Origin of the sequence: Variovorax sp. PBL-H6, from assembly GCF_901827155.1 — a bacterium.
Taxonomy (GTDB): Bacteria; Pseudomonadota; Gammaproteobacteria; order Burkholderiales; family Burkholderiaceae_C; genus Variovorax.
Window position 1 is genome coordinate 862,012 of the sequence record NZ_LR594659.1, and the last position, 22,683, is coordinate 884,694.

The 22,683-nt window shown below is 67.6% G+C and carries 22 protein-coding genes; 20 read left to right on the forward strand and 2 right to left on the reverse strand.

What is annotated here, in order from left to right; all coding sequences use genetic code 11:
* Nucleotide 1 precedes the first annotated feature (1 nt).
* The 5 genes from G3W89_RS04205 to G3W89_RS04225 all read left to right on the forward strand — a co-directional run bounded on the left by G3W89_RS04205 (nucleotide 2) and on the right by G3W89_RS04225 (nucleotide 5,821).
* Nucleotides 2-433: a DUF2147 domain-containing protein gene (locus tag G3W89_RS04205; RefSeq protein WP_162572917.1), complete on the forward strand. Its 432-nt coding sequence runs from the start codon at nucleotides 2-4 to the stop codon at nucleotides 431-433.
* Nucleotides 434-456: 23 nt separating this feature from the next.
* Complete coding sequence (locus G3W89_RS04210; protein WP_162572918.1) at nucleotides 457-2,856, forward strand: 3-hydroxyacyl-CoA dehydrogenase/enoyl-CoA hydratase family protein; 2,400 nt, start codon at nucleotides 457-459, stop codon at nucleotides 2,854-2,856.
* Nucleotides 2,857-2,866: 10 nt separating this feature from the next.
* Nucleotides 2,867-4,066, forward strand: a complete 1,200-nt coding sequence (locus tag G3W89_RS04215; RefSeq protein WP_162572919.1) for an acetyl-CoA C-acyltransferase — start codon at nucleotides 2,867-2,869, stop codon at nucleotides 4,064-4,066.
* A gap of 106 nt (nucleotides 4,067-4,172) precedes the next feature.
* Nucleotides 4,173-5,003 (forward strand): acyl-CoA thioesterase, encoded by an 831-nt coding sequence (locus G3W89_RS04220; protein ID WP_162572920.1) that lies wholly within the window; start codon nucleotides 4,173-4,175, stop codon nucleotides 5,001-5,003.
* A gap of 53 nt (nucleotides 5,004-5,056) precedes the next feature.
* On the forward strand, nucleotides 5,057-5,821 hold the full coding sequence (locus G3W89_RS04225) for an enoyl-CoA hydratase (RefSeq protein ID WP_162572921.1): 765 nt from the start codon (nucleotides 5,057-5,059) through the stop codon (nucleotides 5,819-5,821).
* A 191-nt stretch (nucleotides 5,822-6,012) separates the two neighbouring features.
* Here G3W89_RS04225 and G3W89_RS04230 read toward each other — a convergent pair whose 3' ends face one another.
* Nucleotides 6,013-6,429: an acyl-CoA thioesterase gene (locus G3W89_RS04230; RefSeq protein ID WP_068680479.1), complete on the reverse strand. Its 417-nt coding sequence runs from the start codon at nucleotides 6,427-6,429 to the stop codon at nucleotides 6,013-6,015.
* A gap of 41 nt (nucleotides 6,430-6,470) precedes the next feature.
* Between G3W89_RS04230 and G3W89_RS04235 the strand changes: the two genes are divergently transcribed.
* From G3W89_RS04235 to G3W89_RS04290, 12 genes are all read left to right on the forward strand, one after another.
* On the forward strand, nucleotides 6,471-8,390 hold the full coding sequence (locus G3W89_RS04235) for an ABCB family ABC transporter ATP-binding protein/permease (protein WP_162572922.1): 1,920 nt from the start codon (nucleotides 6,471-6,473) through the stop codon (nucleotides 8,388-8,390).
* A 23-nt stretch (nucleotides 8,391-8,413) separates the two neighbouring features.
* Entirely contained in the window at nucleotides 8,414-9,352 is a 939-nt protein-coding gene (locus tag G3W89_RS04240) for a 2-hydroxyacid dehydrogenase (RefSeq protein WP_162572923.1), read from the forward strand.
* 208 nt (nucleotides 9,353-9,560) lie between these two features.
* Nucleotides 9,561-10,697 carry an ABC transporter substrate-binding protein gene (locus tag G3W89_RS04245; protein ID WP_232076317.1) on the forward strand — a complete coding sequence of 379 codons (1,137 nt, stop codon included), beginning with the start codon at nucleotides 9,561-9,563 and terminating at the stop codon, nucleotides 10,695-10,697.
* Nucleotides 10,698-10,705: 8 nt separating this feature from the next.
* Nucleotides 10,706-11,578 (forward strand): branched-chain amino acid ABC transporter permease, encoded by an 873-nt coding sequence (locus G3W89_RS04250; protein ID WP_162572924.1) that lies wholly within the window; start codon nucleotides 10,706-10,708, stop codon nucleotides 11,576-11,578.
* On the forward strand, nucleotides 11,575-12,570 hold the full coding sequence (locus tag G3W89_RS04255) for a branched-chain amino acid ABC transporter permease (protein ID WP_162572925.1): 996 nt from the start codon (nucleotides 11,575-11,577) through the stop codon (nucleotides 12,568-12,570). The genes G3W89_RS04250 and G3W89_RS04255 overlap by 4 nt, the downstream gene beginning before the upstream one ends.
* Nucleotides 12,567-13,346 carry an ABC transporter ATP-binding protein gene (locus G3W89_RS04260; RefSeq protein WP_162572926.1) on the forward strand — a complete coding sequence of 260 codons (780 nt, stop codon included), beginning with the start codon at nucleotides 12,567-12,569 and terminating at the stop codon, nucleotides 13,344-13,346. The genes G3W89_RS04255 and G3W89_RS04260 overlap by 4 nt, the downstream gene beginning before the upstream one ends.
* The gene (locus G3W89_RS04265) at nucleotides 13,343-14,104 is read left to right on the forward strand and encodes an ABC transporter ATP-binding protein (protein ID WP_162572927.1); all 762 of its coding nucleotides are present in this window, start codon (nucleotides 13,343-13,345) and stop codon (nucleotides 14,102-14,104) included. Before G3W89_RS04260 ends, G3W89_RS04265 begins: the two co-directional genes overlap by 4 nt.
* Before the next feature lie 169 nt (nucleotides 14,105-14,273).
* Nucleotides 14,274-15,503, forward strand: a complete 1,230-nt coding sequence (locus G3W89_RS04270) for an FAD-dependent monooxygenase (RefSeq protein WP_162572928.1) — start codon at nucleotides 14,274-14,276, stop codon at nucleotides 15,501-15,503.
* Between the two features lie 14 nt (nucleotides 15,504-15,517).
* Nucleotides 15,518-16,282: a maleate cis-trans isomerase family protein gene (locus G3W89_RS04275; protein ID WP_162572929.1), complete on the forward strand. Its 765-nt coding sequence runs from the start codon at nucleotides 15,518-15,520 to the stop codon at nucleotides 16,280-16,282.
* Nucleotides 16,279-17,109, forward strand: a complete 831-nt coding sequence (locus G3W89_RS04280) for an alpha/beta fold hydrolase (RefSeq protein ID WP_162572930.1) — start codon at nucleotides 16,279-16,281, stop codon at nucleotides 17,107-17,109. The genes G3W89_RS04275 and G3W89_RS04280 overlap by 4 nt, the downstream gene beginning before the upstream one ends.
* A 17-nt stretch (nucleotides 17,110-17,126) precedes the next feature.
* A complete protein-coding gene (locus G3W89_RS04285; RefSeq protein WP_162572931.1) occupies nucleotides 17,127-18,203 on the forward strand; it encodes a 2,5-dihydroxypyridine 5,6-dioxygenase in 1,077 nt (358 codons plus the stop codon).
* On the forward strand, nucleotides 18,196-18,822 hold the full coding sequence (locus G3W89_RS04290; protein WP_162572932.1) for an N-carbamoylsarcosine amidohydrolase: 627 nt from the start codon (nucleotides 18,196-18,198) through the stop codon (nucleotides 18,820-18,822). Before G3W89_RS04285 ends, G3W89_RS04290 begins: the two co-directional genes overlap by 8 nt.
* Before the next feature lie 6 nt (nucleotides 18,823-18,828).
* On the opposite strand, the gene G3W89_RS04295 is transcribed toward G3W89_RS04290, so the two are convergent.
* Entirely contained in the window at nucleotides 18,829-19,536 is a 708-nt protein-coding gene (locus G3W89_RS04295) for a TetR/AcrR family transcriptional regulator (RefSeq protein WP_162572933.1), read from the reverse strand.
* An 89-nt stretch (nucleotides 19,537-19,625) separates the two neighbouring features.
* Here G3W89_RS04295 and G3W89_RS04300 point away from each other — a divergent pair, with 89 nt between their 5' ends.
* The 3 genes from G3W89_RS04300 to G3W89_RS04310 all read left to right on the forward strand — a co-directional run bounded on the left by G3W89_RS04300 (nucleotide 19,626) and on the right by G3W89_RS04310 (nucleotide 22,682).
* On the forward strand, nucleotides 19,626-20,609 hold the full coding sequence (locus tag G3W89_RS04300; RefSeq protein ID WP_162572934.1) for a LysR substrate-binding domain-containing protein: 984 nt from the start codon (nucleotides 19,626-19,628) through the stop codon (nucleotides 20,607-20,609).
* Nucleotides 20,610-20,954: 345 nt separating this feature from the next.
* Complete coding sequence (locus tag G3W89_RS04305) at nucleotides 20,955-21,857, forward strand: amino acid ABC transporter substrate-binding protein (protein ID WP_162572935.1); 903 nt, start codon at nucleotides 20,955-20,957, stop codon at nucleotides 21,855-21,857.
* Nucleotides 21,858-21,956: 99 nt separating this feature from the next.
* The gene (locus tag G3W89_RS04310) at nucleotides 21,957-22,682 is read left to right on the forward strand and encodes an amino acid ABC transporter permease (protein WP_162572936.1); all 726 of its coding nucleotides are present in this window, start codon (nucleotides 21,957-21,959) and stop codon (nucleotides 22,680-22,682) included.
* Nucleotide 22,683 lies beyond the last annotated feature (1 nt).

Sequence of the window (22,683 nt, forward strand, 5' to 3'; positions counted from 1 at the left end):
CATGAAGCGACTGTTGGCAGTGATGGCCTTCGCATGGGCCGGCACGGTTTTCGCGCAGACGACACCCGTGGGCGTGTGGCAGAGCATCGACGACAAGACCGGGGAGGCCAAGTCGCAGATCCGCATCGGCGAAGCGGATGGCGCGCTCAGCGGGCGAATCGAGAAGCTGCTGCGCAAGGAAGCGAAGCAGGACGCGGTGTGCGACGAATGCACCGACGACCGCAAGGGCAAGCCGCTCGTGGGCCTCGAGATCATCCGCGGCGCGAAGAAGGCCGATGGCAAGGAGGTCTGGGAAGACGGAAAGATCCTCGACCCCGAGAACGGCAAGAGCTACACGCTGCGGCTCACACCCATCGACGGTGGCAAGAAGCTCGAAGTGCGCGGCTCGGTGCTGGGCATCGGCCGCACGCAGACCTGGGTCCGCGTCCAGTAAGACACCTATTTGTTGGAAATTCCATGTCCAAGTTTCAAGTGAAGAAGGTCGCCGTGCTCGGCGCCGGCGTGATGGGCGCGCAGATCGCGGCGCATCTCGTCAATGTGCGCGTGCCCGTCGTGCTGTTCGATCTTCCTGCGAAGGAGGGGGCCAGGAACGGCATCGTGGCGCGCGCCATCGACAACCTCAAGAAGCTCAAGCCCGCGCCGCTCGGCGACGTCGCCGATGCCGAGCTGATCGAGCAGGCCAACTACGAGGACGACCTCGCGAAACTCGGCGAGTGCGACCTGGTGATCGAAGCCATAGCCGAGCGCATGGACTGGAAGCTCGATCTCTACAAGAAGATCGCGCCCCATGTCGCCAGGCACGCGATCCTGGCCTCCAACACCTCGGGCCTGTCGATCACCAGGCTGAGCGAGGCACTGCCCGAGCCACTCAAGCCGCGCTTCTGCGGCATCCACTTCTTCAATCCGCCGCGCTACATGTTCCTGGTCGAGCTGATCGATACGCCGACCACCGAGGTGCAGGTGCTGGACCAGCTCGAGGCCTTCGTCACCAGCGCGCTCGGCAAGGGCGTGGTGCGCGCGCACGACACGCCCAACTTCATCGCGAACCGCGTGGGCATCGCCGGCATGCTGGCCACCTTGAAGGAGGTCGAGAAGTTCGGCCTCACGCCCGACGTGGTGGACGATCTCACCGGCAAGAAGCTGGGCCGTGCGAGCTCGGGCACCTTCCGCACGGCGGACGTGGTGGGCCTGGACACCCTGGCCCATGTCGTGAAGACGCTGCAGGACAACCTGAGCGCCGACACCGATCCCTTCTATGCGAACTTCGCGACGCCGCCCGTGCTGGCCAAGCTGCTGGAGCTGGGCAACCTGGGGCAGAAGACGAAGGCGGGCTTCTACAAGAAGGCGGGCCGGGACATCCTTCGCTTCGACTTGGCGAAGGGTGACTACGTACCCTCGGGCGAGAAGGCCGACGAGGTCTACGGGCGCATGCTCAGGAAGCCGGCAGCGCAACGGCTGAAGCTGCTGCGCGAGAGCGAGGGCGCGCAGGGCCGCTTCCTCTGGGCGATCCTGCGCGACAGCTTTCACTATGCGGCCGTGCACCTGGCCAACATCGCCGAGAGTGCGCGCGACGTCGACTTCGCAATGCGCTGGGGCTTCGGCATGAAGCAGGGCCCGTTCGAGCTCTGGCAAGAGGCGGGCTGGACGCAAGTCGCACAGTGGATCCAGCAGGACATCGATGCCGGCGAGGCACTGTCGAACGCGCCACTGCCGAAGTGGGTGTTCGAAGGCCCGGTGGCCGAGGCCGGCGGCGTGCACACGCCCGAGGGTTCATGGAGCGCCTCGGAGAGCCGGTTCGTCACGCAGCGCCGACTGCCGGTGCACGCGCGCCAGCTGTTCCCCGAGAGCGTGCTGGGCAGCAACGCGCCCGTCCCGACCCAGGCCGGCACCACCATCCAGGACGAGGGCGACGTGCGCCTCTGGACGCTGGACGGCGAGGTGCTCATCGCGAGCATCCATTCGAAGATGCACGCCATCAGCCCCGATGTGGCCGACGCACTGGCGGCCGGTGTCGAGCTGGCCGAGCGCGAGTACAAGGCGATGGTGATCTGGTCGCCCGACGAGATGTTCTCCGTGGGTGCCGACCTGCAGGCCATGCTGCCGGCCTTCGTGGTCGCCGGCATCGGCGCGGTCGAGGGGGCGGAGCAGGAGCTTCAGAGCGTGATGCTCAAGATCCGTTACGCCGGCGTGCCGGTGGTTTCGGCGGTGCGCGGCATGGCGCTCGGCGGTGGCTGCGAGCTGGCCATCCATTCGGCACGGCGCGTCGCGGCGATGGAGAGCTACATCGGCCTGGTCGAGGTCGGCGTGGGCCTGGTGCCCGGCGCGGGCGGACTGACCTACATCGCGCGCCGCGCGGCCGAGAACGCGGCAGCCTCCACCGGCAGCGACCTGTTGCCCTTCCTGACCGAAGGCTTCACCGCCGCTGCGATGGCCAAGGTCGGCACCAGTGCGCTCGAATCGAGGAAGCTGGGCTACCTGCTGGACAGCGACGTGATCGTGCCCAACAAGGACGAACTGCTGTACGTCGCGCTGCAGGAGGCCAAGGCGATGGCCGACGGCAGCTGGCGTGCGCCGATGCGGCGGCGCTTCAAGGTCGCCGGACGCAGCGGTGCCGCCACCATCAAGGGGCAGCTGGTCAACATGCGCGACGGCGGCTTCATCAGTGAGCACGACTTCCACATCGCGAGCCTCATCGCGGGCGTGGTCACCGGCGGCGATGTCGATGCGGGCAGCCTCGTGAGCGAGGAATACCTGATGGCGCTGGAGCGCAAGGCCTTCTGCTCGCTGATTCTTCATCCCAGGACGCAGGAGCGGATCATGGGGATGCTCAATACCGGCAAGCCGCTGCGCAACTGAAGGAATCCCCATGAGCAAGCAACTCCAAGACGCCTACATCGTCTCCGCCACCCGCACTCCCATCGGCCGCTCGCACCGTGGCTACTTTCGCAACACCCGCCCCGACGACTTGCTCGCGACCACGCTGAAGGCGGCGCTCGCGGCGGTGCCGAACCTGGACCCGAAGCTCATCGAGGACATCGTCTGCGGCTGTGCCATTCCCGAGGGGCAGCAGGGCCTGAACGTGGCACGCATCGGCGCCGTGCTGGCCGGGCTGCCGACCAGCATCGGCGGCATCACCGTCAATCGCTTTTGCGCCTCGGGTCTCTCGGCGGTGCAGATGGCGGCTGACCGCATCCGCGTCGGCGAGGCCGAGGTGATGATCGCCGCAGGGGTCGAAAGCATGAGCATGGTGCCGATGATGGGCAACTCGCCATCGCTGTCGCCTTCGATCTTCGAGCGCGACGGCGACGTCGGCATCGCCTACGGCATGGGCCTCACGGCCGAGAAGGTGGCGCAGCAGTGGAAGGTGAGCCGCGAGGCGCAGGACGCCTTTGCGCTGCAGTCGCACCAGCGCGCGCTGGCGGCGCAGCAGGCCGGCGAATTCAACGGCGAGATCACGCCGGTCGAGGTGACGGAGCGCACACCCGACCTGGACAGCGGCGAGGCTGTCGTCAAGACCCGCGTGGTGACTCTCGACGAAGGCCCGCGCCCGGACACCAGCCTCGAGGGCCTGGCGAAGCTGCGCACCGTTTTCGCCGCGCGTGGCACCGTCACCGCCGGCAACAGCTCGCAGACCTCCGACGGCGCCGGCGCGCTGATCCTGGCGAGCGAGAAGGCCTGCCAGCAGTTCGACCTGAAGCCGCTGGCGCGCTTCGTGAGCTTTGCGAGCAAGGGCGTGCCGCCGCAGATCATGGGCATCGGGCCGATCGAGGCCATTCCCGCTGCGCTGCGCTACGCGGGCCTGACGCAGGACGCCCTCGACTGGATCGAGCTCAACGAGGCCTTCGCCGCGCAGTCGCTGGCGGTCATCGACACCCTGGGCCTGGACCCGGCCAAGGTCAATCCGATGGGCGGCGCGATCGCGCTGGGTCATCCGCTGGGTGCGACCGGTGCGATCCGCTCGGCCACCGTGGTGCACGCGCTGCAGCGCAGGAAGCTCAAGTACGGCATGGTCACGATGTGCGTGGGCATGGGGCAGGGCGCCGCCGGCATTTTCGAACGGGTGTGATCGCTGGCACGGCCTGCAGCGGATCGCACCCTTGAGCTCCTCCTTGGCAACAGCAAACGTCCCGCAAACGACTGCCTCAGTTCTTCAGCCGGAGCACACTCCCGACATGAGCACACACCCCCTGGACAAGGCGCTTGCGCTCGCACACAGCGACGTGCGCGCCGGCCACTTCAGCGGCGCCACCAGCCCCGACTACTGGAACATGGTCGGGCCCTTCGGCGGCACGACCGCGGCGGTGATGCTGCAGTCGGTGCTGAAGCATCCCGAGCTGCTCGGAGCACCGGTCGCATTGACGGTGAACTACGCAGCCGCGCTCGAGGCGGGTGCCTTCGAAGTGCTGGCCGTACCGGTGCGCACCAACCGCTCCACGCAGCACTGGACGATCCAGCTGTCGCAAGCTGATGCCGAGGGCCAGTCGCAGGTGGTGGGCACCGGGACCGCGGTGACGGCCCTGCGGCGCGAGACATGGGGCGCCAACGACCTGCCGATGCCCGAGGTGCCGCCGCCGATGGAAGTCGAGCGCCTGAGCATCGGGCCGGCCAAGGTGGCCTGGATCGAACGCTATGAGATGCGCCCGATCAGCGGAACGCTTCCCAAGCGGTGGGACGGCAGCGGCGATCAAAGCGAGACCCGGATGTGGGTACGCGATGTGCCGCCCCGGCCGCTCGACTTCGCGGCGCTCGCAGCGCTGAGCGACTGCTTCTTCCCGCGTGTCTGGCTGCGGCGCGCCAAGCCGGTGCCGATCGGCACGGTGTCGATCACCACCTATTTCCATGTCGACGCAGTGCAACTGGCCGAGGTGGGCGACGGCCACCTGCTCGGCCGCGCCACCGGCCAGCAGTTTCGCAACGGCTACTTCGACCAGGCTGCCCAGCTGTGGAGCGAGGCCGGTGCCCTGCTCGCCACCTCGAACCAGATCGTCTACTTCAAGGAGTGAGAGCCTCCGCGAGGCCCGATACTCTGCCCACTTCTTTGCAGCAAGGACCTTTCATGAGCGACATCCTCGTCCACACCGAAGCCGGCGTGATGACCCTGACCTTCAACCGGCTCGACAAGAAGAACTCCATCACTCGCGCCATGTATGTGGATCTGGCCGACGCGCTGGAGAAGGCCGCCGGGGACAGCGCGGTGCGCGCCGTGCTGATCCAGGGCGATGCCACCATCTTCAGCGCCGGCAACGACATCGGCGACTTCTTGAACGCGCCGCCCTCGACATCGGATTCGCCGGCGTTCCGATTCCTGCATGGCATCGCGGCCTTTCCGAAGCCGCTGGTCGCCGCAGTGTGCGGCCCGGCGGTGGGCATCGGCACCACGATGCTTTTCCATTGCGACCTGGTCTACGCCGGCGACAACGCGGCCTTCTCGATGCCTTTCGTCAACCTCGGCTTGTGTCCCGAGGCCGCGTCCAGCCTGCTGGTGCCGCAGATGTTCGGCTACCACCGTGCGGCCGAGGCGCTGCTGCTGGGCGAGCCCTTCATGGCCGAGGCGGCCCTCGAGGTCGGCCTGGTCAACCGCATCTTGCCGCCCACGGAGGCCAATTCCATCGCTCAGGCCCAGGCGCGCAAGCTGGCCGCCAAGCCGCTGTCGGCGCTGATGGAGATCAAGCGCCTGATGAAGAAGGGCCAGCAGGCGAGCGTGGTCGAACGCATGGGTGAAGAGGGCGAGACCTTCGGTCGCTTGCTGCGCGAGCCGGCCGCCAAGGAGGCGTTCACCGCGTTCATGGAGAAGCGCAAGCCGGACTTCTCGAAGGTGTGATGGCAAGGCGACCGAAGGTCGAAGAGCGCGCTTGATGGGCTGCGCGCTGCAAAGGCGCCTGCGGGTGTGCGGGGCGGCGTGCCACTGTGGCGGTCGTCGCTTCGCGCCGACTGCCCTGCGAGGCTCGCGCAGCCGGCCTGCCGCGGCACGCAGGCCGCCTCACCGCATCCCCGTCTGACCGCGCGGCGCAATCACTCCCTGACGATCGCCCGCGGCCTTCCGTTCTCGTCGATCGCAACATAGGTGAACGTGGCCTCGGTCACCTTGATGTACTCGCCCTGCGCCTTGAAGCGCTCCGCGAAGACCTCGACCAAGACCGTCACCGAGGTCCGGCCGATCCGCACCAGCTTCGAATAGAAGGACAGGATGTCCCCCAGCCGCACCGGCTGCTTGAAGACGAACTCGTTGACGGCGACGGTGGCCATGCGGCCCTTGGCGTAGCGCGCCGGGATGACCGAGCCCGCGAGGTCGCACTGGGCCATGACCCAGCCGCCGAAGATGTCCCCGTTGGCGTTGACGTCGGCCGGCAGCGGGATCACCTTGAGCACGAGTTCCATATCGGCAGGCAGGCTCTTGAGGGTGGCGGAGACGTTGGCGGGAACAGACATGGGCACAATCCGGGGAAAGCAACAGCCACGATTGTCTCCCTATGCGCCGCAGCGGCGAAGCCCTTTCCCATCCCCATCACGCCTCGGCCAGCGAGCCGGCCCGGAGCGACCGCTCCGACTGGGCCACGCTTCGCCGGCTGTTTCCCTACCTCTGGCGCTACAAATGGCGGGTGCTGGCGGCGCTGCTCTTCATGGTGGGTGCCAAGGTGGCCAACGTCGGCGTGCCGGTGCTGCTCAAGAACCTGGTCGACACGATGACGCCCAAGCCCGACATCGCGCAGGCGCTGCTGGTGGTGCCGATCGCGCTGCTGGTCGCCTACGGGTTGCTGCGCTTTTCGACCTCGCTGTTCGGCGAGCTCCGCGAACTGGTCTTCGCCAAGGCGACCGAGGGCGCGGCGCGCAGCATCTCGCTGGAGGTGTTTCGGCACCTGCATGCGCTGTCGCTGCGTTTTCATCTGGAGCGGCAGACCGGCGGCATGACGCGCGACATCGAGCGCGGCACGCGCGGCGTGCATTCGCTGATCTCGATGTCGCTCTACAGCATCGTGCCCACCATCATCGAGCTGACGCTGGTGCTGACGATATTGGGCGTGAAGTTCGATGCGCTCTTCGTCTGGATCACGGGTGCCGCGCTGGTGCTCTACATCGCCTTCACCGTCACGGTGACCGAGTGGCGCACGCAGTTCCGCAAGACCATGAACGAGCTCGACTCGCTGGCGCAGAGCCGTGCCATCGATTCGCTGCTGAACTACGAGACCGTCAAGTACTTCAACAACGAGGAGTTCGAGGCGACGCGCTACGACGCCAGCCTCGACCGCTACCGCCGCGCCGCCATCAAGAGCCAGAGAACGCTGAGCCTGCTCAACACCGGCCAGCAGATGCTGATCGCGGTGAGCCTGGTGCTGATGCTGTGGCGCGCGACCGCGGGCGTGGTCGAAGGCCGCATGACGCTGGGCGACCTGGTCATGGTCAACGCCTTCATGATCCAGTTGTACATCCCGCTCAACTTCCTGGGCGTGATCTACCGCGAAATCAAGCAGAGCCTGACCGACCTCGACAAGATGTTCGTGCTGATGGAGAAGGAGCGCGAGGTGCGCGATGCCCCGGGCGCCCGGCCGCTCGCGGGGCGTGACGCCAGCGTGCGCTTCGAGGACGTGAGCTTTGCCTACGAGCCCTCGCGGCCGATCCTGAAGCATGTGAGTTTCGAGATTCCGGCCGGGAAGACCGTGGCGGTGGTCGGGCCGTCGGGCTCTGGTAAGTCCACCTTGGCGCGGCTGCTCTATCGCTTCTACGACGTCGGTATCGAGCCCCCACGGTCGCCCGCTACGCGTGGCTCCCTGCCCCCCGAGGGGGCCGCCGCCGGCTTGGGGCGGCCCGGCGCCGGCGGGGGCCGCATCCTCATCGGCGGCGAGGACATCCGTGAGGTGACCCAGGCCAGCGTGCGCCAGGCCATCGGCATCGTGCCGCAGGACACGGTGCTCTTCAATGACACCATCGAATACAACATTGCCTATGGCCGCCCGGGCGCCAGCCGAGCCGAGGTCGAGCAGGCGGCGCGGGCCGCGCGCATCCACGACTTCATCGCCGCAACGCCAAAGGGCTACGAGACACCGGTCGGCGAGCGCGGCCTCAAGCTCTCGGGCGGCGAGAAGCAGCGGGTGGCGATCGCGCGCACGCTGCTGAAGGACCCGCCGATCCTGATCTTCGACGAAGCGACTTCGGCATTGGACTCGGCGAACGAGCGCGCCATCCAGGCCGAGCTCAAGAGCGCGGCGCAGAACAAGACCACCCTGGTCATCGCACACCGCCTTTCGACCGTGGTCGACGCGCACGAGATCCTGGTGCTCGAAAGCGGCGTGATCGTCGAGCGCGGCACCCATGCGCAGTTGCTCGCCAGGGATGCGCGCTATGCCCAGATGTGGGCCCTGCAGCAGATCGAGGCTGCCGAGCCCGTTCTTTGATTCCTACTGTTTCCGGAGATCGGATGCCCGACAAGATTCCCCTCCTGGTGCTCAACAGCCTGTCGAGCGCCCACCAGGCCCAGATTGCCGCCGTCTATGACATGACTTACGCGCCCACTGCAGCCGAGCGCGCGGCTGCCATCGCCGCGCAGGGTGCCCGTTACCGCGCGGTGCTGACCATCGGCGTGATCGGGCTCACGCCCGACGAGCTGGCAGCGATGCCGAAGGTCGAGCTGATCTGCGCCATGGGTGCAGGCTACGAGTGCCTGCCACTGGAGGCGGCGCGCTCGCGCGGCATTGCGCTCGCCAACGGCGCCGGCACCAACGACGACTGCGTGGCCGACCATGCCTTCGGCCTGCTGATCGGCATCGTGCGCGGCATCCGCATGCTCGACCGGCAATGCCGCGAGGGCGTATGGCGTGAGTCGATCCCCCAGCCGCCCAACGTCTCGGGCAAGCGCCTGGGCATCCTCGGCCTGGGCACCATCGGCCAGAAGATCGCCAAGCGCGCCGCCGGCTTCGACATGGAGGTCGGGTATCACAACCGCAAGCCGCGCGAGGGCGCGGCGCACCGCTACTTCGACAGCCTGAAGGCGCTGGCCGGCTGGGCGGACGTACTGATGATCGCCACCCCCGGCGGCCCCGGCACGCGGCACATGGTCGATGCCGGCATCCTCGATGCGCTCGGGCCGCAGGGCTTCCTGGTCAACATCTCCCGCGGCAGCGTGGTCGACACCGAGGCGCTCGCCGCCGCGCTGCGCGAGGGGCGCATCGCAGGTGCAGGGCTCGACGTCTACGAAAGCGAGCCCGAACGTCCCGAGCCGCTGATCGGCCTCGACAACGTGCTGCTCACGCCGCACATGGCGGGCTGGTCGCCCGAGGCCACGCAGGCCTCGGTCGACCGCTTCATGGCAAATGCCGAAGGGCACTTTGCCGGGCGCGGCGTGGTGTCGCCGATCTGAAGGCCGGGTGCGACACCGACGCGCCAGCGCCGGCGCGCTGGCATTGGTCTTGCTATTTGGCTGAACGATTAATTAAGAAGCAGGGTTAACCCCATCTCGGTGCACGAGGAGCGAGGCTAACCTCGCACGTTAATTAATTGGGTGATTAATTAGTTAGACGCCCGACCGGACTGCCGGCCCCGGGCCTTCCCCTTGATTGGAGATCGAAATGCAGAAGTTGATGCGTGTGTTCGGCGCGGCGGGCGTCCTGGGCCTGGCCGCTGGAGGCGCCTGGGCGCAAGACACGGTGAAGGTCGGCGTCATTCAGCCGCTGACCGGTTCGGTGGCCTACAACGGCCAGGCCTTCGTGAGCGGCGCGAAGCTGGCGGTGGAGCGCCGCAACGCAGCCGGCGGCGTGTTCGGCCGCAAGGTGGAACTGGTGATCGAAGACGGGCAGTGCCGCCCCGCCAACTCGGTCAATGCGGCCGAGAAGCTGATCCAGCGCGACAAGGTCGTGGCGCTGACCGGCGCCTTCTGCAGCTCGGCCACCGCCGCGGTGATGCCGGTGGCGGAGAAGTACAAGGTGCCGCTGCTGACCGGCGTGTCTTCCAAGGCCGACCTCACCGAGAAGGGCATGCAGTACTTCTTCCGCTCGGCCGAGACCGACCGGCTCATGTCCAAGACCTTCAGCAAGATCCTGGCCGAGAAGCTGCAGCTCAAGACCGTTGCCTACATCGGCGTGAACGACGACTGGGGCCGCGGCGGCGTCGAGGACTTCTCCAAGGACCTCGGCGAGCTCGGCGTCAAGACCGTGATGAAGGAGTACTTCGACCACGGGGCGACCGACTTCTACACGCTGCTCACCAAGCTCAAGGCCAGCAACGCCGATGGCGTGTTCGTCGCGGCCGAGACGCAGGACGGATCGATCCTGGTCAAGCAGTTCAAGGAGTTCGGCCTCAAGACCAAGATCTTCGGCGTCGGCTCCTGGGCGACGGCGGACTTCGTCGGCCTGGCCGGCGAGGCCTCGGAGGGCATCTACGCCGCCGTTCCCTACGCGTCGAGCCTGCCGGGCGAGCGCAACAAGGCCTTCGTCGATCTCTACGCCGCGAGCTACAAGCAGAAGCCGGGCAAGTACGACGCGGCCGGCTACAACGCGCTCAACATCATGATGGAAGCGCTCGCCCGCGCCGGAAAGGCCGAGCCCGACGCAGTGCGCGATGCCCTGCGCAAGACCGACTACGCCGCCCCGAACGGCCGCTACCGCTTCACCGAGAAGGGCGAGGGCTACGGCTTCGACGTGGTGCTGGTGCAGATCGTGAACAAGGAACCGCGCGTCGTGGCGCAGAGCGCGACCGAGAAGCCCTGAGGAACGGCATGGAGCAACTGCCACAGTATCTCGTGAACGGCCTGGTGACGGGCTCGTTCTACGCCCTGTCGGCCTTGGGCCTGACGCTCATCCTCGGCCTCATGCGCGTCGTCAACTTCGCGCATGGCGAGCTGTACATGATGGGGGGCGTCATGGGCTGGTGGGCGACCACGCGCCTCGGCCTCGACTTCTTCAGCGGCCTGCTGCTGGTGGCCGTCGCAATGGGCGCCTTCGGCTGGCTGGTCGACCGCCTGCTGATCGAGCGCATCCGCGACCAGGGCGAGGAGCCCGGCATCCTGCTGACCATCGGCCTGTCGATCTTCCTGGCCAACACCGCGCTGCTGATGGTCGGCACCGCGCCGTTGAAAGTGGAGGCGCCGATCGCCGCGGGCCCGGTCTTCCTCGGCACGGTGGTGCTCACCAAGCTGCGGCTGTTCGCCGTCGCGGTGTGCGCGCTGTTGATCGTGGCCGCCTGGCTCACGATCCACAAGACCCGGCTCGGCCGCGCGATGCGCGCCACCTTCCAGGACCCGATGGCCGCGCGACTGGTGGGCATCCGCACCTCCAGCGTTTACGCCAGCACCTTCGCCATGGGCACGGTGATCGCGTCGATGGCGGGCATGCTGCTCGGCTCGATCTACTCGGCGCAGGTGTCGGTGGGCGGGCTGGTCAGCATGAAAGCCTTCGTGGTCGTGATCCTCGGCGGCATGGGCAGCTTTGCCGGTGCCATCGCCGGTGGCCTGCTGCTCGGCGTGGCGGAAGCACTGTGGGGCGGCTATGTCGCCACCGGCTGGGTCGACATCATCGGCTTCGCGCTGGTGATCCTGGCGCTGGTGTTCCGGCCCTACGGCCTCTTCGCGAGGCGGGTGGAGCGCGCATGAAATTCGAACGTCGCTGTCTCTGGGCGCTGATGCTGCTCGCGGCCCTGGTGCCCTTGCTGGTGCGCGACCAGTACCTCCTGCACATCGCCATCATGGTGCTGTTCTACGCGGTGCTCGCCACCAGCCTCAACCTCGTGGTGGGCTACGTCGGGGAGTTCTCGCTCGGCCATACCGCCTTCCTCGGCACGGGGGCCTATGCGGCGGCCCTGCTGTCGAGCGTGCATGGTTGGCCGATCTGGGCCACCATCCCCGTCGCCGGCTTGCTGGCTGCGCTGATGGGCGTGATCATCGGCGCGATCACGCTGCGGCTGCAGGGGCCGTTCTTCGTGATCGTGACCCTGTCCTTCGCCGAGGTGTTGCGCCTGGTCGCGGACAACTGGATCGCCCTCACCAACGGGCCGATGGGCATCGCGGGCGTGCCGCAGCCGGCGCTGCTGGCACAAGCCGACAACCTCGGGGCGAAGCAGTTCTACTACGCCGTTGCGTGGCTGCTGCTCGCGATCGCGCTGTACCTCTCGTACCGCTTCGTGAACTCGAATGCGGGCCGTGCCGCCGTCGCCATCCGCGAGAACCGCTACGTCGCGCAATCGATCGGCATCCGGCCGCTGACCTACTCGATGTTCGCGCTGGTGCTCGGCGCCTTCCTGTCGGGCATGGCCGGCGGCTTCTATGCGCACTACATCTCCTTCGTCGGGCCCGAGGTGTTCCGCTTCGCCTTCATGGTGAGCATGATCATCATGGTGCTGATCGGCGGCAAGGGCACGCTGGTGGGGCCGCTGATCGGGGCGCTGCTCGTGACCTTCCTCGAGGAGTACCTGCGCGAAGCCAAGGAGCTGCGCCTGTCCCTCTTCGGGCTGGCGGTGATCGCGATCGTGCTCTTCCTGCCGCGCGGCCTGATGGGCTTCATCGCGCGGCGGCGGGAGACGCGTGCCATGGCTGCAGCGCCCGCAGCCACACCGAGTACCCCGCGCGCAACCCGGAGGCCCGCATGAACGCGGCGGGCACCCTGGAGGTCCGCGGCCTCAGCAAGTCCTTCGGCGGCATCCATGCCGTGAAGGACATCAGCTTCGACGTCCAGCCCGGCGAGATCGTGGGCCTGATCGGGCCCAACGGCGCGGGCAAGACCACCTGCTTCAACCTGATCACCGGCTTCTACTCGCCCAGCGAGGGCAGGGTGCACTTCCGCGGCAGCGACGTGACGGGCGAGAAGCCCTACCGCATGGCGCGGCTGGGCATCGTGCGCAGCTTCCAGAAGACCAACATCCTCAAGTCGTTGACGGTGTTCGAGAACGTGCTCACGGGCCACTACCTGGAAGCGCGCCAGCCGCTCTGGCGCACCTTCTTCCCGGGCGCGCGCGTGCGCAGCACCGAGCGTGCGGTGCGAGAGAGCGCGGAGCGGATCGTGCACACGATGGGGCTCGCGCAGCGCATGGATGTGCCTGCGTACATGCTGTCCTGCGGCGAGCTCCGCCTCCTCGAAGTGGCGCTGGCGCTGTCCGCCAAGCCCGAGATCCTGATGCTCGACGAGCCTGCGGCCGGCCTCAACAGCCAGGAAGCGAAGACCTTCGGCGAGATCCTCAGGAAGCTGCGTGGCGCCTTGGTGCAGTCGATCCTGATCGTGGAGCACAACATGGGCCTGGTGATGGGCGTGTGCGATCGCGTGGTGGTGATGCACTTCGGCGAGAAGCTGGCCGAGGGCGCGCCAGCCGAGGTGCAGAGCGATGCCCGGGTGATCGAGGCCTATCTGGGCAGAGGAAAGAAGTCATGAGCGCCGTGATGCCGAACCCCATCCTGCAAGGCGCCCGCCCCGCCGGCGGCCACCTGCTCGAGCTGAAGGACGTGCATGTCAGCTACGGCAAGACCGCCGCGTTGCACGGTGTCAGCCTCACGGTGCAGCCCGGCGAGGTGATCGCGCTCATCGGTGCCAATGGCGCCGGCAAGAGCACCACGCTGCGCACGATCTCCGGCCTGATGCGCCCGACGCGCGGCGAGGTCCTGTTCGATGGCCGCGCCATCGGCGGCATGCCGGCCGACCGCGTGGTCGCGCTGGGCATCGCGCAGTCGCCCGAGGAGCGCCACGTCTGGCCGGCGATGACCGTGTACGAGAACCTCTCGCTCGGGGCCTACCTGTGCAAGTCGGCCGCGGACATCGAGCAGCGCATCGCCAAGGTCTACGCCCGCTTCCCGCGGTTGAAGGAGCGCCACCGGCAGCTGGCCGGCACGCTCAGTGGCGGCGAGCAGCAGATGCTGGCCATCGGCCGCGCGCTGATGTCCGAGCCCCGGCTGCTGCTGCTCGACGAGCCCAGCCTGGGCCTGAGCCCGCGCATGGCCGAGGAGGTGTTCGACTTCGTGCGCGAGATCCATGGGCACGGCGTGACGGTGCTGCTGGTCGAGCAGAACGTGCACAACGCGCTGTCGGTCGCGTCGCGGGCTTATGTCTTCGAGACCGGTCGGGTGGTCGCCGAGCGCGATGCGGCCGGGCTGTTGCAGGACCCGGAACTGTTGAGCGCCTACCTCGGCGCGTGAGCCGCACAACCGCTCCGCAGGCGAGTGGCAACGCAGCTGAAGGCGAAGGTATTCCAGTGAGCCGCGCGGGCGTCATCAACCCCGCGGCCTTCATCGAGCAACGATTCGTTCATTCGTTCATTCGTTCATTCGTTCATTCATTCAAAAGCAATCCAACAGGAGATCTGGTATGAGCAAAGCAATGCGCGTAGGCATTGTCGGCGGCGGCATCGGCGGTGTCGCGCTGGCACGGGCGCTGCGGCTGCGCGGCATCGACGCCCATGTTTTCGAGCGCGCCTCCGCCTTCGGCGAGATCGGCGCCGGCGTGCAGATGACGCCCAACGCCGCCAAGGTGCTGAAGGGGCTGGGCGTGGGCGAGGGGCTCGAGCGCATCGGCTTCCTGCCCGAGGCGATGGTCGGGCGCAACTGGAACGACGCGCGCGAGCTGTTCCGGACCCCCTTGCGCGAGGTGTGCCCGCGGATCTTCGGGGCCGGCTTCTATCACGTGCACCGCGCCGACCTGCACGCCATCCTCTGCGACGGCATCCCGGCGGACCGCGTGCGATTCAATGTGCAGTGCACCGGCGTCGAGCAGCACGGCGAGCGGGCGGTTGCGCTGTTCTCGGACGGCACCCGCTTCGAGGCCGACCTGATCGTCGGCGCCGACGGCATCCATTCCGCCGTGCGCGATTCGCTGTGGGGCAAGACGGATGCGCGTTTCACCGGCCACATGTGCTGGCGCGCGCTGGTGCCGGTGGAGCACCATCCGCTGCCGTTCGTGAGCCCGGACGCCTCGTTCTGGATGGGGCCGAAGGCGCACATCGTGACCTACTACGTGAAGGGCGGCGCGGCCGTCAACATCGTGGCCGTCAACGAGAGCGCGCAATGGGTGGCCGAGTCGTGGACCGAGCCCAGCACCCGCGAGGAACTGCTGGGCGCCTATGCAGGCTGGCACCCGAACATCATTCGCCTCTTCGAGCGCACCGACACTTCGCAGATCTTCAAGTGGGGGCTGTTCGACCGCGACCCGATGACCTCCTGGTCGCAGGGGCGGGCCACCTTGCTGGGCGACGCCGCGCACCCGATGCTGCCCTTCCTGTCGCAAGGTGCGGCGATGGCGATCGAGGACGCCTACGTGCTGGCCGCCGCGCTGGCGCACCACGCCGGCGACTGCACGGCTGCGCTGCGCGCCTACGAGGCCGAGCGTCTGCCGCGCACGGCGCGCGTTCAGCTCGAGGCGCGCGAGCGCGGCCGCACCTATCACCTGTCCACGCCCGAGGAGCAGCGCCAGCGCGACCTGGCCTTCCAGCAGCAGCAGGCGAAGGATCCGAACGCCGTCGGCATCAAGGCCGAATGGGTCTACGAATACGACGCGACCCGCTGCGAGGAACGCTTCGACACCTTGGCCTCGGTGGCCTGAACCGGAGGATGAACATGAAGAGCTATCGCATCGGCCAGATCGTGCCGAGTTCGAACACCACGATGGAGACCGAGATCCCCGCCATGCTGCGCCTGCGCGAGCAGGTGCGGCCGGAGCGCTTCACCTTCCATTCGGCGCGCATGCGCATGAAGCAGGTCAACAAGGAAGAGCTCGCGGCCATGGACGCCGAATCCGACCGCTGCGCGCTGGAGCTCAGCGATGCACGCGTGGACGTGCTCGGCTATGCCTGCCTGGTTGCCATCATGGCAATGGGCCGCGGCTATCACCGCCAGTCCGAGACGCGCCTGCGCTCGGCCACGGCAAGCAACCAGGGCGAGGCGCCGGTGGTCACCAGCGCCGGGGCCCTGGTGGATGCGCTGCGCGTCATCGGTGCGCGCCGCATCGCGCTGGTCGCGCCGTACATGGTGCCGCTGACCAAGCTGGTGATCGACTACATCGAGCATGAAGGCTTCGAGGTGGCGGACTGGCGCGCGCTCGAGATTCCCGACAACCTGGAGGTCGGCCGCCACGACCCGGCGCGGCTGCCGGGCATCGTCGCCGGCATGAAGACCTCGGACGTGGATGCGATCGTGCTCTCCGCCTGCGTCCAGATGCCCTCGCTGCCCGCGATCGCGCGCGTCGAGGCGGCCACCGGCAAGCCGGTGATCACGGCGGCCGTGGCGACCACCTACGCGATGCTCGGTGCGCTCGGCCTGGAGCCGGTGGTGCCCGGCGCGGGCGCGCTGCTCTCCGGGGCCTATCCGGGAGAGAAGCGATGAGCAGCAGCCACTACCTGTATGGCGCGCATGTGCACGCCAATGGCATCCGCCAGCACTACCTGCGCTACGGCGGCTCCGGCGGCGAGCGCGCAACGCGCGATGCGGTGATCCTGGTCCCCGGCATCACCAGCCCGGCCGTGACCTGGGGTTTCGTGGCCGAGCGCTTCGGCCGCCACTTCGACACCTATGTGCTCGACGTGCGCGGCCGCGGCCTCAGCGAGGCCTCGGACACGCTGGACTACAGCCTCGATGCGCAAGCCGCCGACGTGATCGCGCTGGCCGAGGCGCTGGCGCTGCCGCGCTTCGCGCTGGTCGGGCACTCGATGGGCGGACGCATCGCGATCCGCGCCGCCGGGCGGCAGCCAGCAGGGCTCACGCGCGTGGTCGCAGTCGATCCGCCGGTCTCCGGGCCCGGCCGGCGTGCGTACCCGGCAAAGCTGCCCTGGTACGTCGACTCCATTCGTCTCGCGCGTCGCGGCATCACGCTGGACCAGATGCGCGAGTTCTGTCCCACCTGGACCGAGGAGCAGCTGCGCCTGCGCGCGCAATGGCTGCACACCTGCGACGAGCGCGCCATCGTGACCAGCTTCGAGGCGTTCCAGACCGACGACATCCATGCCGACCTGCCGCGCATCGCGGTGCCCCTCCTGCTGATCACCGCCGAGCGCGGCGACGTGGTGCGGCCCGGCGACGTCGAGGAGATGCGCCGCCTCGCTCCCCAGCTGGCCGAAGTGCGCGTGCCCGACGCCGGCCACATGATTCCCTGGGACCACGAGGCGAATTTCTATCGGGCCTTCGGCGACTTCCTGGGCCATCCGCTCGATTGAGAAGAAAGGAGAACTTCATGGCTGTCCGCGACACCGACCTGATCCGCGCCTGGACGCAGGTCCTCACCCTTTCGAAACTGAAGGCCGGCGACGCCGTCACCGTCCTCACCAGCGAGCACACGCACCCGCAGACGCTGCGCTGCGCCATCACCGCCGCGACGATGATGGGTGCCTGCGTCAGCCGGCTGGACTTGCCCCCCGTCAATGCCGAGAAGTCCCTGAGCCGCGATCCGCTGGCCTACCTCGGCACCACGCCGCTCACCGGCAATCGCGCTGCCATCGCGGCGCTCAAGGCCAGCGACCTCGTGCTCGACCTCATGACCCTGCTGTTCTCGCCCGAGCAGCACGAGATCCTGCAAGGCGGCACGAAGATCCTGCTGGCCGTCGAGCCGCCCGAGGTGCTGCTGCGCATGGTGCCCACGCTGGAGGACTTCGAGCGCGTGCAGGCGGGCGTCGCGCTGCTGAAGGGCCGCCGCACCATGCGCGTGAGCTCGGCCGCCGGCACCGACCTGCACTTGCCGCTGGGCGAATACCCGATCACCGCCGAGTACGGCTTCGTCGACCAGCCCGGCCGCTGGGACCATTGGCCCAGCGGCTTCGCGTTCACCTGGCCGAACGAGGGCGGCGCGCAGGGCCGCATCGTGCTGGCCAAGGGCGACGTGCTGCTGCCGATGAAGTCCTATGTGGGCGAGCCGATCGAGCTGACGGTGAAGGACGGCTTCGTCACGCGCATCGATGGCGCGGTCGAGGCCGAGATGCTGCGCGAGTACATCGAGTCCTTCGGCGACCCCGAGGCCTACGCCATCTCGCACATTGGCTGGGGCCTGCAGAAGCGCGCCTACTGGTCGACGCTCGGCCTCTACGACCGCGAAGCCACGCTGGGCATGGATGCACGCGCGGTCAGCGGCAACTTCCTGTTCTCGCTCGGCCCCAACAACGAGGCAGGCGGCAGCCGGACCACGGCCTGCCACATCGACATTCCGATGCGCCGCTGCAACGTCTTCGTCGACGAGCTGCAGGTGGTGCGCGACGGCCAGGTGGTCGAGGAACTCATGACGGCGCAGCCGCCGCGCAAAGAGGCGGCCCATGCCTGAAGAGACCGAGGTCTACCGCCGCCAGGGCTTCGGCGCCGGCCTGGGCGTGCAGCCGCCGCTCGGGCTTCTGATCGTCGACTTCGTCAACGGCTTCGCCGACCCTGCCGTGTTCGGCGGCGGCAACATCCCGCAGGCGATCGCGAGCACGGTGCCGCTGCTGGCGCTCGTGCGCGAGCGCGGCTGGCCGGTGGCGCACAGCCGCATCGTCTATGCCGACGACGACGGCGACGCCAACGTCTTCAGCGACAAGGTGCCCGGCATGCTGACGCTGAAGGAAGCCTCGCCTGCCAGCGCGATCGTCGACGCGCTCGCGCCGCAGGCGGGCGAGCTGGTGGTGCGCAAGAACGTTCCGTCCGCCTTCTTCGGCACCACGCTCGCGCCCTGGCTCGTGCAGCGGGGCGTGCGCACGCTGCTGGTCGCGGGCTGCGTGACCAGCGGCTGCGTGCGCGCCAGCGTGGTCGATGCCATGTGCTGGGGCTTTCGACCGCTGGTGCTGGCCGATTGCGTGGGCGACCGCGCCATCGCGCCGCACGAGGCCAGCCTGTTCGACATGCAACAGAAGTACGCCGACGTGATGACGTCGGCCGAGCTGCGCGAGCGCCTGCCTGCTGCGGCCTGAAGGCGCTCAGCGCGCCTCGAAGCCGCCGACCACGAAGCGCGTGACCTGCTCGATGAGGGCGTCCGTATCGTCCGGGTCGTACAGGCCCTTGGGCGTCATCTCCTCCATGCGGTGGGTGTCGGAGAAGGCGTAGAGGTACGTGCCGATCATCAGCGTCACGCGCCAGTACGCGTCGAGCTCTCCGAGCTTGGGGAGGGCCTCCCGCAGCACCTCCACATAGCGCCGCGTCGAGCCGCCGTAGGCATCGGTGCGCAGCTTGTACGAGATCTCCGGCGGCTCGGTGTGCAGCCGTGCCTGCAGCCGCAGGAAGGAGCGCCCCTGCGGCGTGGCGCGCAGCTGCAACGTGGGCAGCAGGAAGGCGCGCACGATGTCGCGCACGCGCGGCTTGCCGCCCTTGCCCAGGGCATCCAGGTTGTCCATGCGCTGCTGCGAGATGACCTGGCCGCGGCGCAGGAACACTGCCTCGTACAGGCCGTACTTGGAGCCGAAGTAGTAGCTGATCAGGGCCTGCGTGACCTTGGCCTGGTTGGCGACTTCGCGCAACGTGGTGCCTGCGTAGCCGAGATTGGCGAACTGGCCTTCTGCCGCGTCGAGGATCTCCTCGCGCACCACGCTCGCGCCGCCGGGGCGGCCCGGGCCCTTCTGCTTGCTGCGGCGCTTGTGCGCGGCCGTTGCGGCGCTCGCGACATGAGGCGACTGGCTCGGGGAATCCATAAATTAATCGCTTGTTTAATACTTGGAGTGTAGTGTGCAGCGGCGCCTCGTTCCAGGCACGAGGGACTGCCCGGACATAATCGCCGTTCATGGAAACCAAGTGGCTTGAAGACTTCGTCAGCCTTGCAGAGACACGCAGCTTCAGCCGTTCGGCCCAGTTGCGCCATGTGACCCAGCCGGCCTTCTCGCGCCGCATCCAGGCCCTCGAGGGCTGGGCGGGCACCGACCTGGTCGACCGCAGCTCCTATCCGACGCGGCTCACGCCGGCCGGCCAGACGCTCTACGGACAGGCCATCGAGATGCTGCAGGCCCTGCAAAGCACGCGCGCCATGCTGCGCGGCCATTCGGCGGCGGCGCAGGACGTGATCGAAGTTGCGGTGCCGCACACCCTGGCCTTCACCTTCTTCCCCGCCTGGGTCACCAGCCTGCGCGAGCAGTTCGGCCCGCTGAAGAGCCGGCTCATCGCGCTTAACGTGCACGATGCCGTGCTGCGCCTCGTCGAAGGCAGCTGCGACCTGTTGATCGCCTATCACCATCCCTCGCAGCCGCTGCCGCTGGATGCGACCCGCTACGAGATGGTGAGCCTCGGCGAGGAGGTGGTCGCGCCCTGGGTCAAGCCCGATGCGGAGGGCGCGCCGCGCTACCGGCTTCCGGGCCGTGCGGGCCAGCCGCTGCCGTACCTGGGCTATGCGCCCGGCGCCTACCTGGGCCGCGTGGTCGATCAATTGCTGAAGGAATCGCACACGCCAATCCACCTCGACCGGGTCTATGAGACCGACATGGCCGAAGGCCTCAAGGTGATGGCGCTCGAAGGCCACGGCATCGCCTTCCTGCCGCAGAGCGCAGTGCGCAAGGAGGCGCGGGCCCGCACGCTGGTCAGCGCGCTGCCGCCCGAGATCGAGAAGCTCGAGGCCACGATGGAGATCCGCGCCTACCGCGAGCGTCCGGGCGCCATCGTCCCCGCCAAACCCGGTACACGCGCCGGCAAGGGAGAAGGCATCGGCGCGCGCGCAGACAAAAGCACGGTCGACGCGTTGTGGGCGTACCTGGTCGGTACCCAGCCGCCCACCTGAGGAGGCGCGCCCCCGCTCATGTTGTGCAGTGCACAAACTATGACGCGCCGGCATGCGGACTGCTGCAATGGGCATTTGCCTTCCGCACTGCCGCCCCCCTAAAGTCTGCCCCGACCTTTCATCACCCGAGGCCTGGAAGACGCGCGCCGCGCGAGTGCTTTCTTGCGGGCACAAAGGCTGCTTGGTGTGGTTGCATGAAGCGCTCTGCAACACACCGCACCGACTCGGAACTGCGGCACACTTCGCGCGATTGCGGACGGTGCGCTGCGCACCGGGTTGGCCCGGGTGTGGCGCAGAATGCGGATGTCTAGAATTTGTATCCTCTCAGTCACAGGAGTTTTCCACATGAAGAAGCAAGTATTGGCACTGGCCGTGATGGCGCTCGCCGCCGGCGGCGCACTGGCGCAGGCCAATGACACGTTGGCCAAGATCAAGGCCAGCGGCGTTGTCACGATGGGGGTGCGCGATTCTTCCGGTGCACTGGCCTACACCATCGGCGACGGCAAGTACGTCGGCTTCCACACCGAGATGTCCCGCAAGATCCTGAGCGACATCCAGAAGCAACTGGGCCTGCCCAAGCTGGAGGTCAAGGAGCAGCTGGTCACCTCGCAGAACCGCATTCCTCTGGTGCAGAACGGCACCGTCGACCTGGAGTGCGGCTCGACCACCAACAACGCCACCCGCCAGAAGGACGTGGACTTTGCCGTCACCACTTTCGTCGAGGAAGTGCGCATCGCCGTCAAGGCCGACTCCGGCATCACCAAGGTCGCCGACCTCAACGGCAAGAGCGTGGCCACGACCACTGGCACGACCTCCGTGCAGACGCTGCGCAAGAACGAGCGCGCGCAGGGCATCGACTTCAAGGAAGTCATGGGCAAGGACCACGCCGACAGCTTCCTGCTGCTCGAGTCCGGCCGTGCCGACGCCTTCGTGATGGACGGTCAGATCCTCGCCGGCAACATCTCGAAATCCAAGAACCCGGCCGGCTTCAAGATCGTCGGCGACCCGCTGTCGGTCGAGCCGATCGCCTGCATGGTGCGCAAGGGCGACAAGGCTTTCCTCGAAGCCGTCAACAAGAGCATCGAGGCGCAGATGAAGGACGGCTCGCTGGCCAAGCTGTACGACAAGTGGTTCATGCAGCCGATCCCGCCGACCAACACCAAGGTGGGCCTGCCCCTGTCCGAAGCCACCAAGGCCGCGTGGGCCGCGCCCAACAGCAAGCCGATGGAAGACTACGTCAAGAAATGATGCGCATGGGTTGAATCGAAGCGCCCGCCCTCTTCGGCGGGCGTTTGTTTTCAGGTTTTCTTTTCTTCTTCTTCAAGCAACAACGACGAGGAGGTCCCGATGGGAAGTTGGGATTGGCAGGTCTTCCTGCAGGACCCGGGCGGCAAGGACCCGACGTATTGGCAATGGCTGCTCTCCGCATGGGGCTGGACGGTGTCCGTGGCCCTGTCGGCCCTGGTCGTGGCACTGGTTCTCGGCTCCATCGTCGGCGTGATCCGCACACTGCCCAACAGCCCGTTCCTGGTGCGGCTGGGCAATGCATGGGTCGAGCTGTTCCGCAATATTCCGCTGCTCGTGCAGATCTTCCTCTGGTACCACGTGGTGCCGGCGCTGTTCCCGGTCATGCGCGACGTGCCTCCCTTGCTACTGGTGGTGCTGGCGCTGGGCTTCTTCACCTCCTCGCGCATCGCGGAGCAGCTGCGCTCCGGCATCCAGGCGCTGCCGCGCGGGCAGCGTTACGCTGGCATGGCGGTGGGCTTCACGACGCCGCAGTACTACCGCTACGTGCTGCTGCCGATGGCCTACCGCATCATCATTCCGCCGCTGACCAGCGAGTCGATGAACATCTTCAAGAACTCGTCGGTGGCCTTCGCCGTGTCGATCGCCGAAATGACGCAGTTCGCCATGCAGGCCGGCGAAGAGACTGCCCGTCCCATGGAGATGTACCTGGCGGTCACGGTGCTGTACGTCATCTCGGCATTTGCGATCAACCGGATCATGGCGTCGATCGAAAAGCGCACGCGCGTACCCGGCTTCATTGCCCAAGCGGGCGGGGGAGGGCACTGAC

Excerpts from the sequence above, each read along its gene's own strand:
- G3W89_RS04205 (WP_162572917.1), top strand. The coding sequence starts at position 2 with ATGAAGCGACTGTTGGCAGTGATGGCCTTCGCATGGGCCGGCACGGTT.
- G3W89_RS04210 (WP_162572918.1), top strand. The coding sequence starts at position 457 with ATGTCCAAGTTTCAAGTGAAGAAGGTCGCCGTGCTCGGCGCCGGCGTG.
- G3W89_RS04215 (WP_162572919.1), top strand. The coding sequence starts at position 2,867 with ATGAGCAAGCAACTCCAAGACGCCTACATCGTCTCCGCCACCCGCACT.
- G3W89_RS04220 (WP_162572920.1), top strand. The coding sequence starts at position 4,173 with ATGAGCACACACCCCCTGGACAAGGCGCTTGCGCTCGCACACAGCGAC.
- G3W89_RS04225 (WP_162572921.1), top strand. The coding sequence starts at position 5,057 with ATGAGCGACATCCTCGTCCACACCGAAGCCGGCGTGATGACCCTGACC.
- G3W89_RS04230 (WP_068680479.1), bottom strand. The coding sequence starts at position 6,429 with ATGTCTGTTCCCGCCAACGTCTCCGCCACCCTCAAGAGCCTGCCTGCC.
- G3W89_RS04235 (WP_162572922.1), top strand. The coding sequence starts at position 6,471 with ATGCGCCGCAGCGGCGAAGCCCTTTCCCATCCCCATCACGCCTCGGCC.
- G3W89_RS04240 (WP_162572923.1), top strand. The coding sequence starts at position 8,414 with ATGCCCGACAAGATTCCCCTCCTGGTGCTCAACAGCCTGTCGAGCGCC.
- G3W89_RS04245 (WP_232076317.1), top strand. The coding sequence starts at position 9,561 with ATGCAGAAGTTGATGCGTGTGTTCGGCGCGGCGGGCGTCCTGGGCCTG.
- G3W89_RS04250 (WP_162572924.1), top strand. The coding sequence starts at position 10,706 with ATGGAGCAACTGCCACAGTATCTCGTGAACGGCCTGGTGACGGGCTCG.
- G3W89_RS04255 (WP_162572925.1), top strand. The coding sequence starts at position 11,575 with ATGAAATTCGAACGTCGCTGTCTCTGGGCGCTGATGCTGCTCGCGGCC.
- G3W89_RS04260 (WP_162572926.1), top strand. The coding sequence starts at position 12,567 with ATGAACGCGGCGGGCACCCTGGAGGTCCGCGGCCTCAGCAAGTCCTTC.
- G3W89_RS04265 (WP_162572927.1), top strand. The coding sequence starts at position 13,343 with ATGAGCGCCGTGATGCCGAACCCCATCCTGCAAGGCGCCCGCCCCGCC.
- G3W89_RS04270 (WP_162572928.1), top strand. The coding sequence starts at position 14,274 with ATGAGCAAAGCAATGCGCGTAGGCATTGTCGGCGGCGGCATCGGCGGT.
- G3W89_RS04275 (WP_162572929.1), top strand. The coding sequence starts at position 15,518 with ATGAAGAGCTATCGCATCGGCCAGATCGTGCCGAGTTCGAACACCACG.
- G3W89_RS04280 (WP_162572930.1), top strand. The coding sequence starts at position 16,279 with ATGAGCAGCAGCCACTACCTGTATGGCGCGCATGTGCACGCCAATGGC.
- G3W89_RS04285 (WP_162572931.1), top strand. The coding sequence starts at position 17,127 with ATGGCTGTCCGCGACACCGACCTGATCCGCGCCTGGACGCAGGTCCTC.
- G3W89_RS04290 (WP_162572932.1), top strand. The coding sequence starts at position 18,196 with ATGCCTGAAGAGACCGAGGTCTACCGCCGCCAGGGCTTCGGCGCCGGC.
- G3W89_RS04295 (WP_162572933.1), bottom strand. The coding sequence starts at position 19,536 with ATGGATTCCCCGAGCCAGTCGCCTCATGTCGCGAGCGCCGCAACGGCC.
- G3W89_RS04300 (WP_162572934.1), top strand. The coding sequence starts at position 19,626 with ATGGAAACCAAGTGGCTTGAAGACTTCGTCAGCCTTGCAGAGACACGC.
- G3W89_RS04305 (WP_162572935.1), top strand. The coding sequence starts at position 20,955 with ATGAAGAAGCAAGTATTGGCACTGGCCGTGATGGCGCTCGCCGCCGGC.
- G3W89_RS04310 (WP_162572936.1), top strand. The coding sequence starts at position 21,957 with ATGGGAAGTTGGGATTGGCAGGTCTTCCTGCAGGACCCGGGCGGCAAG.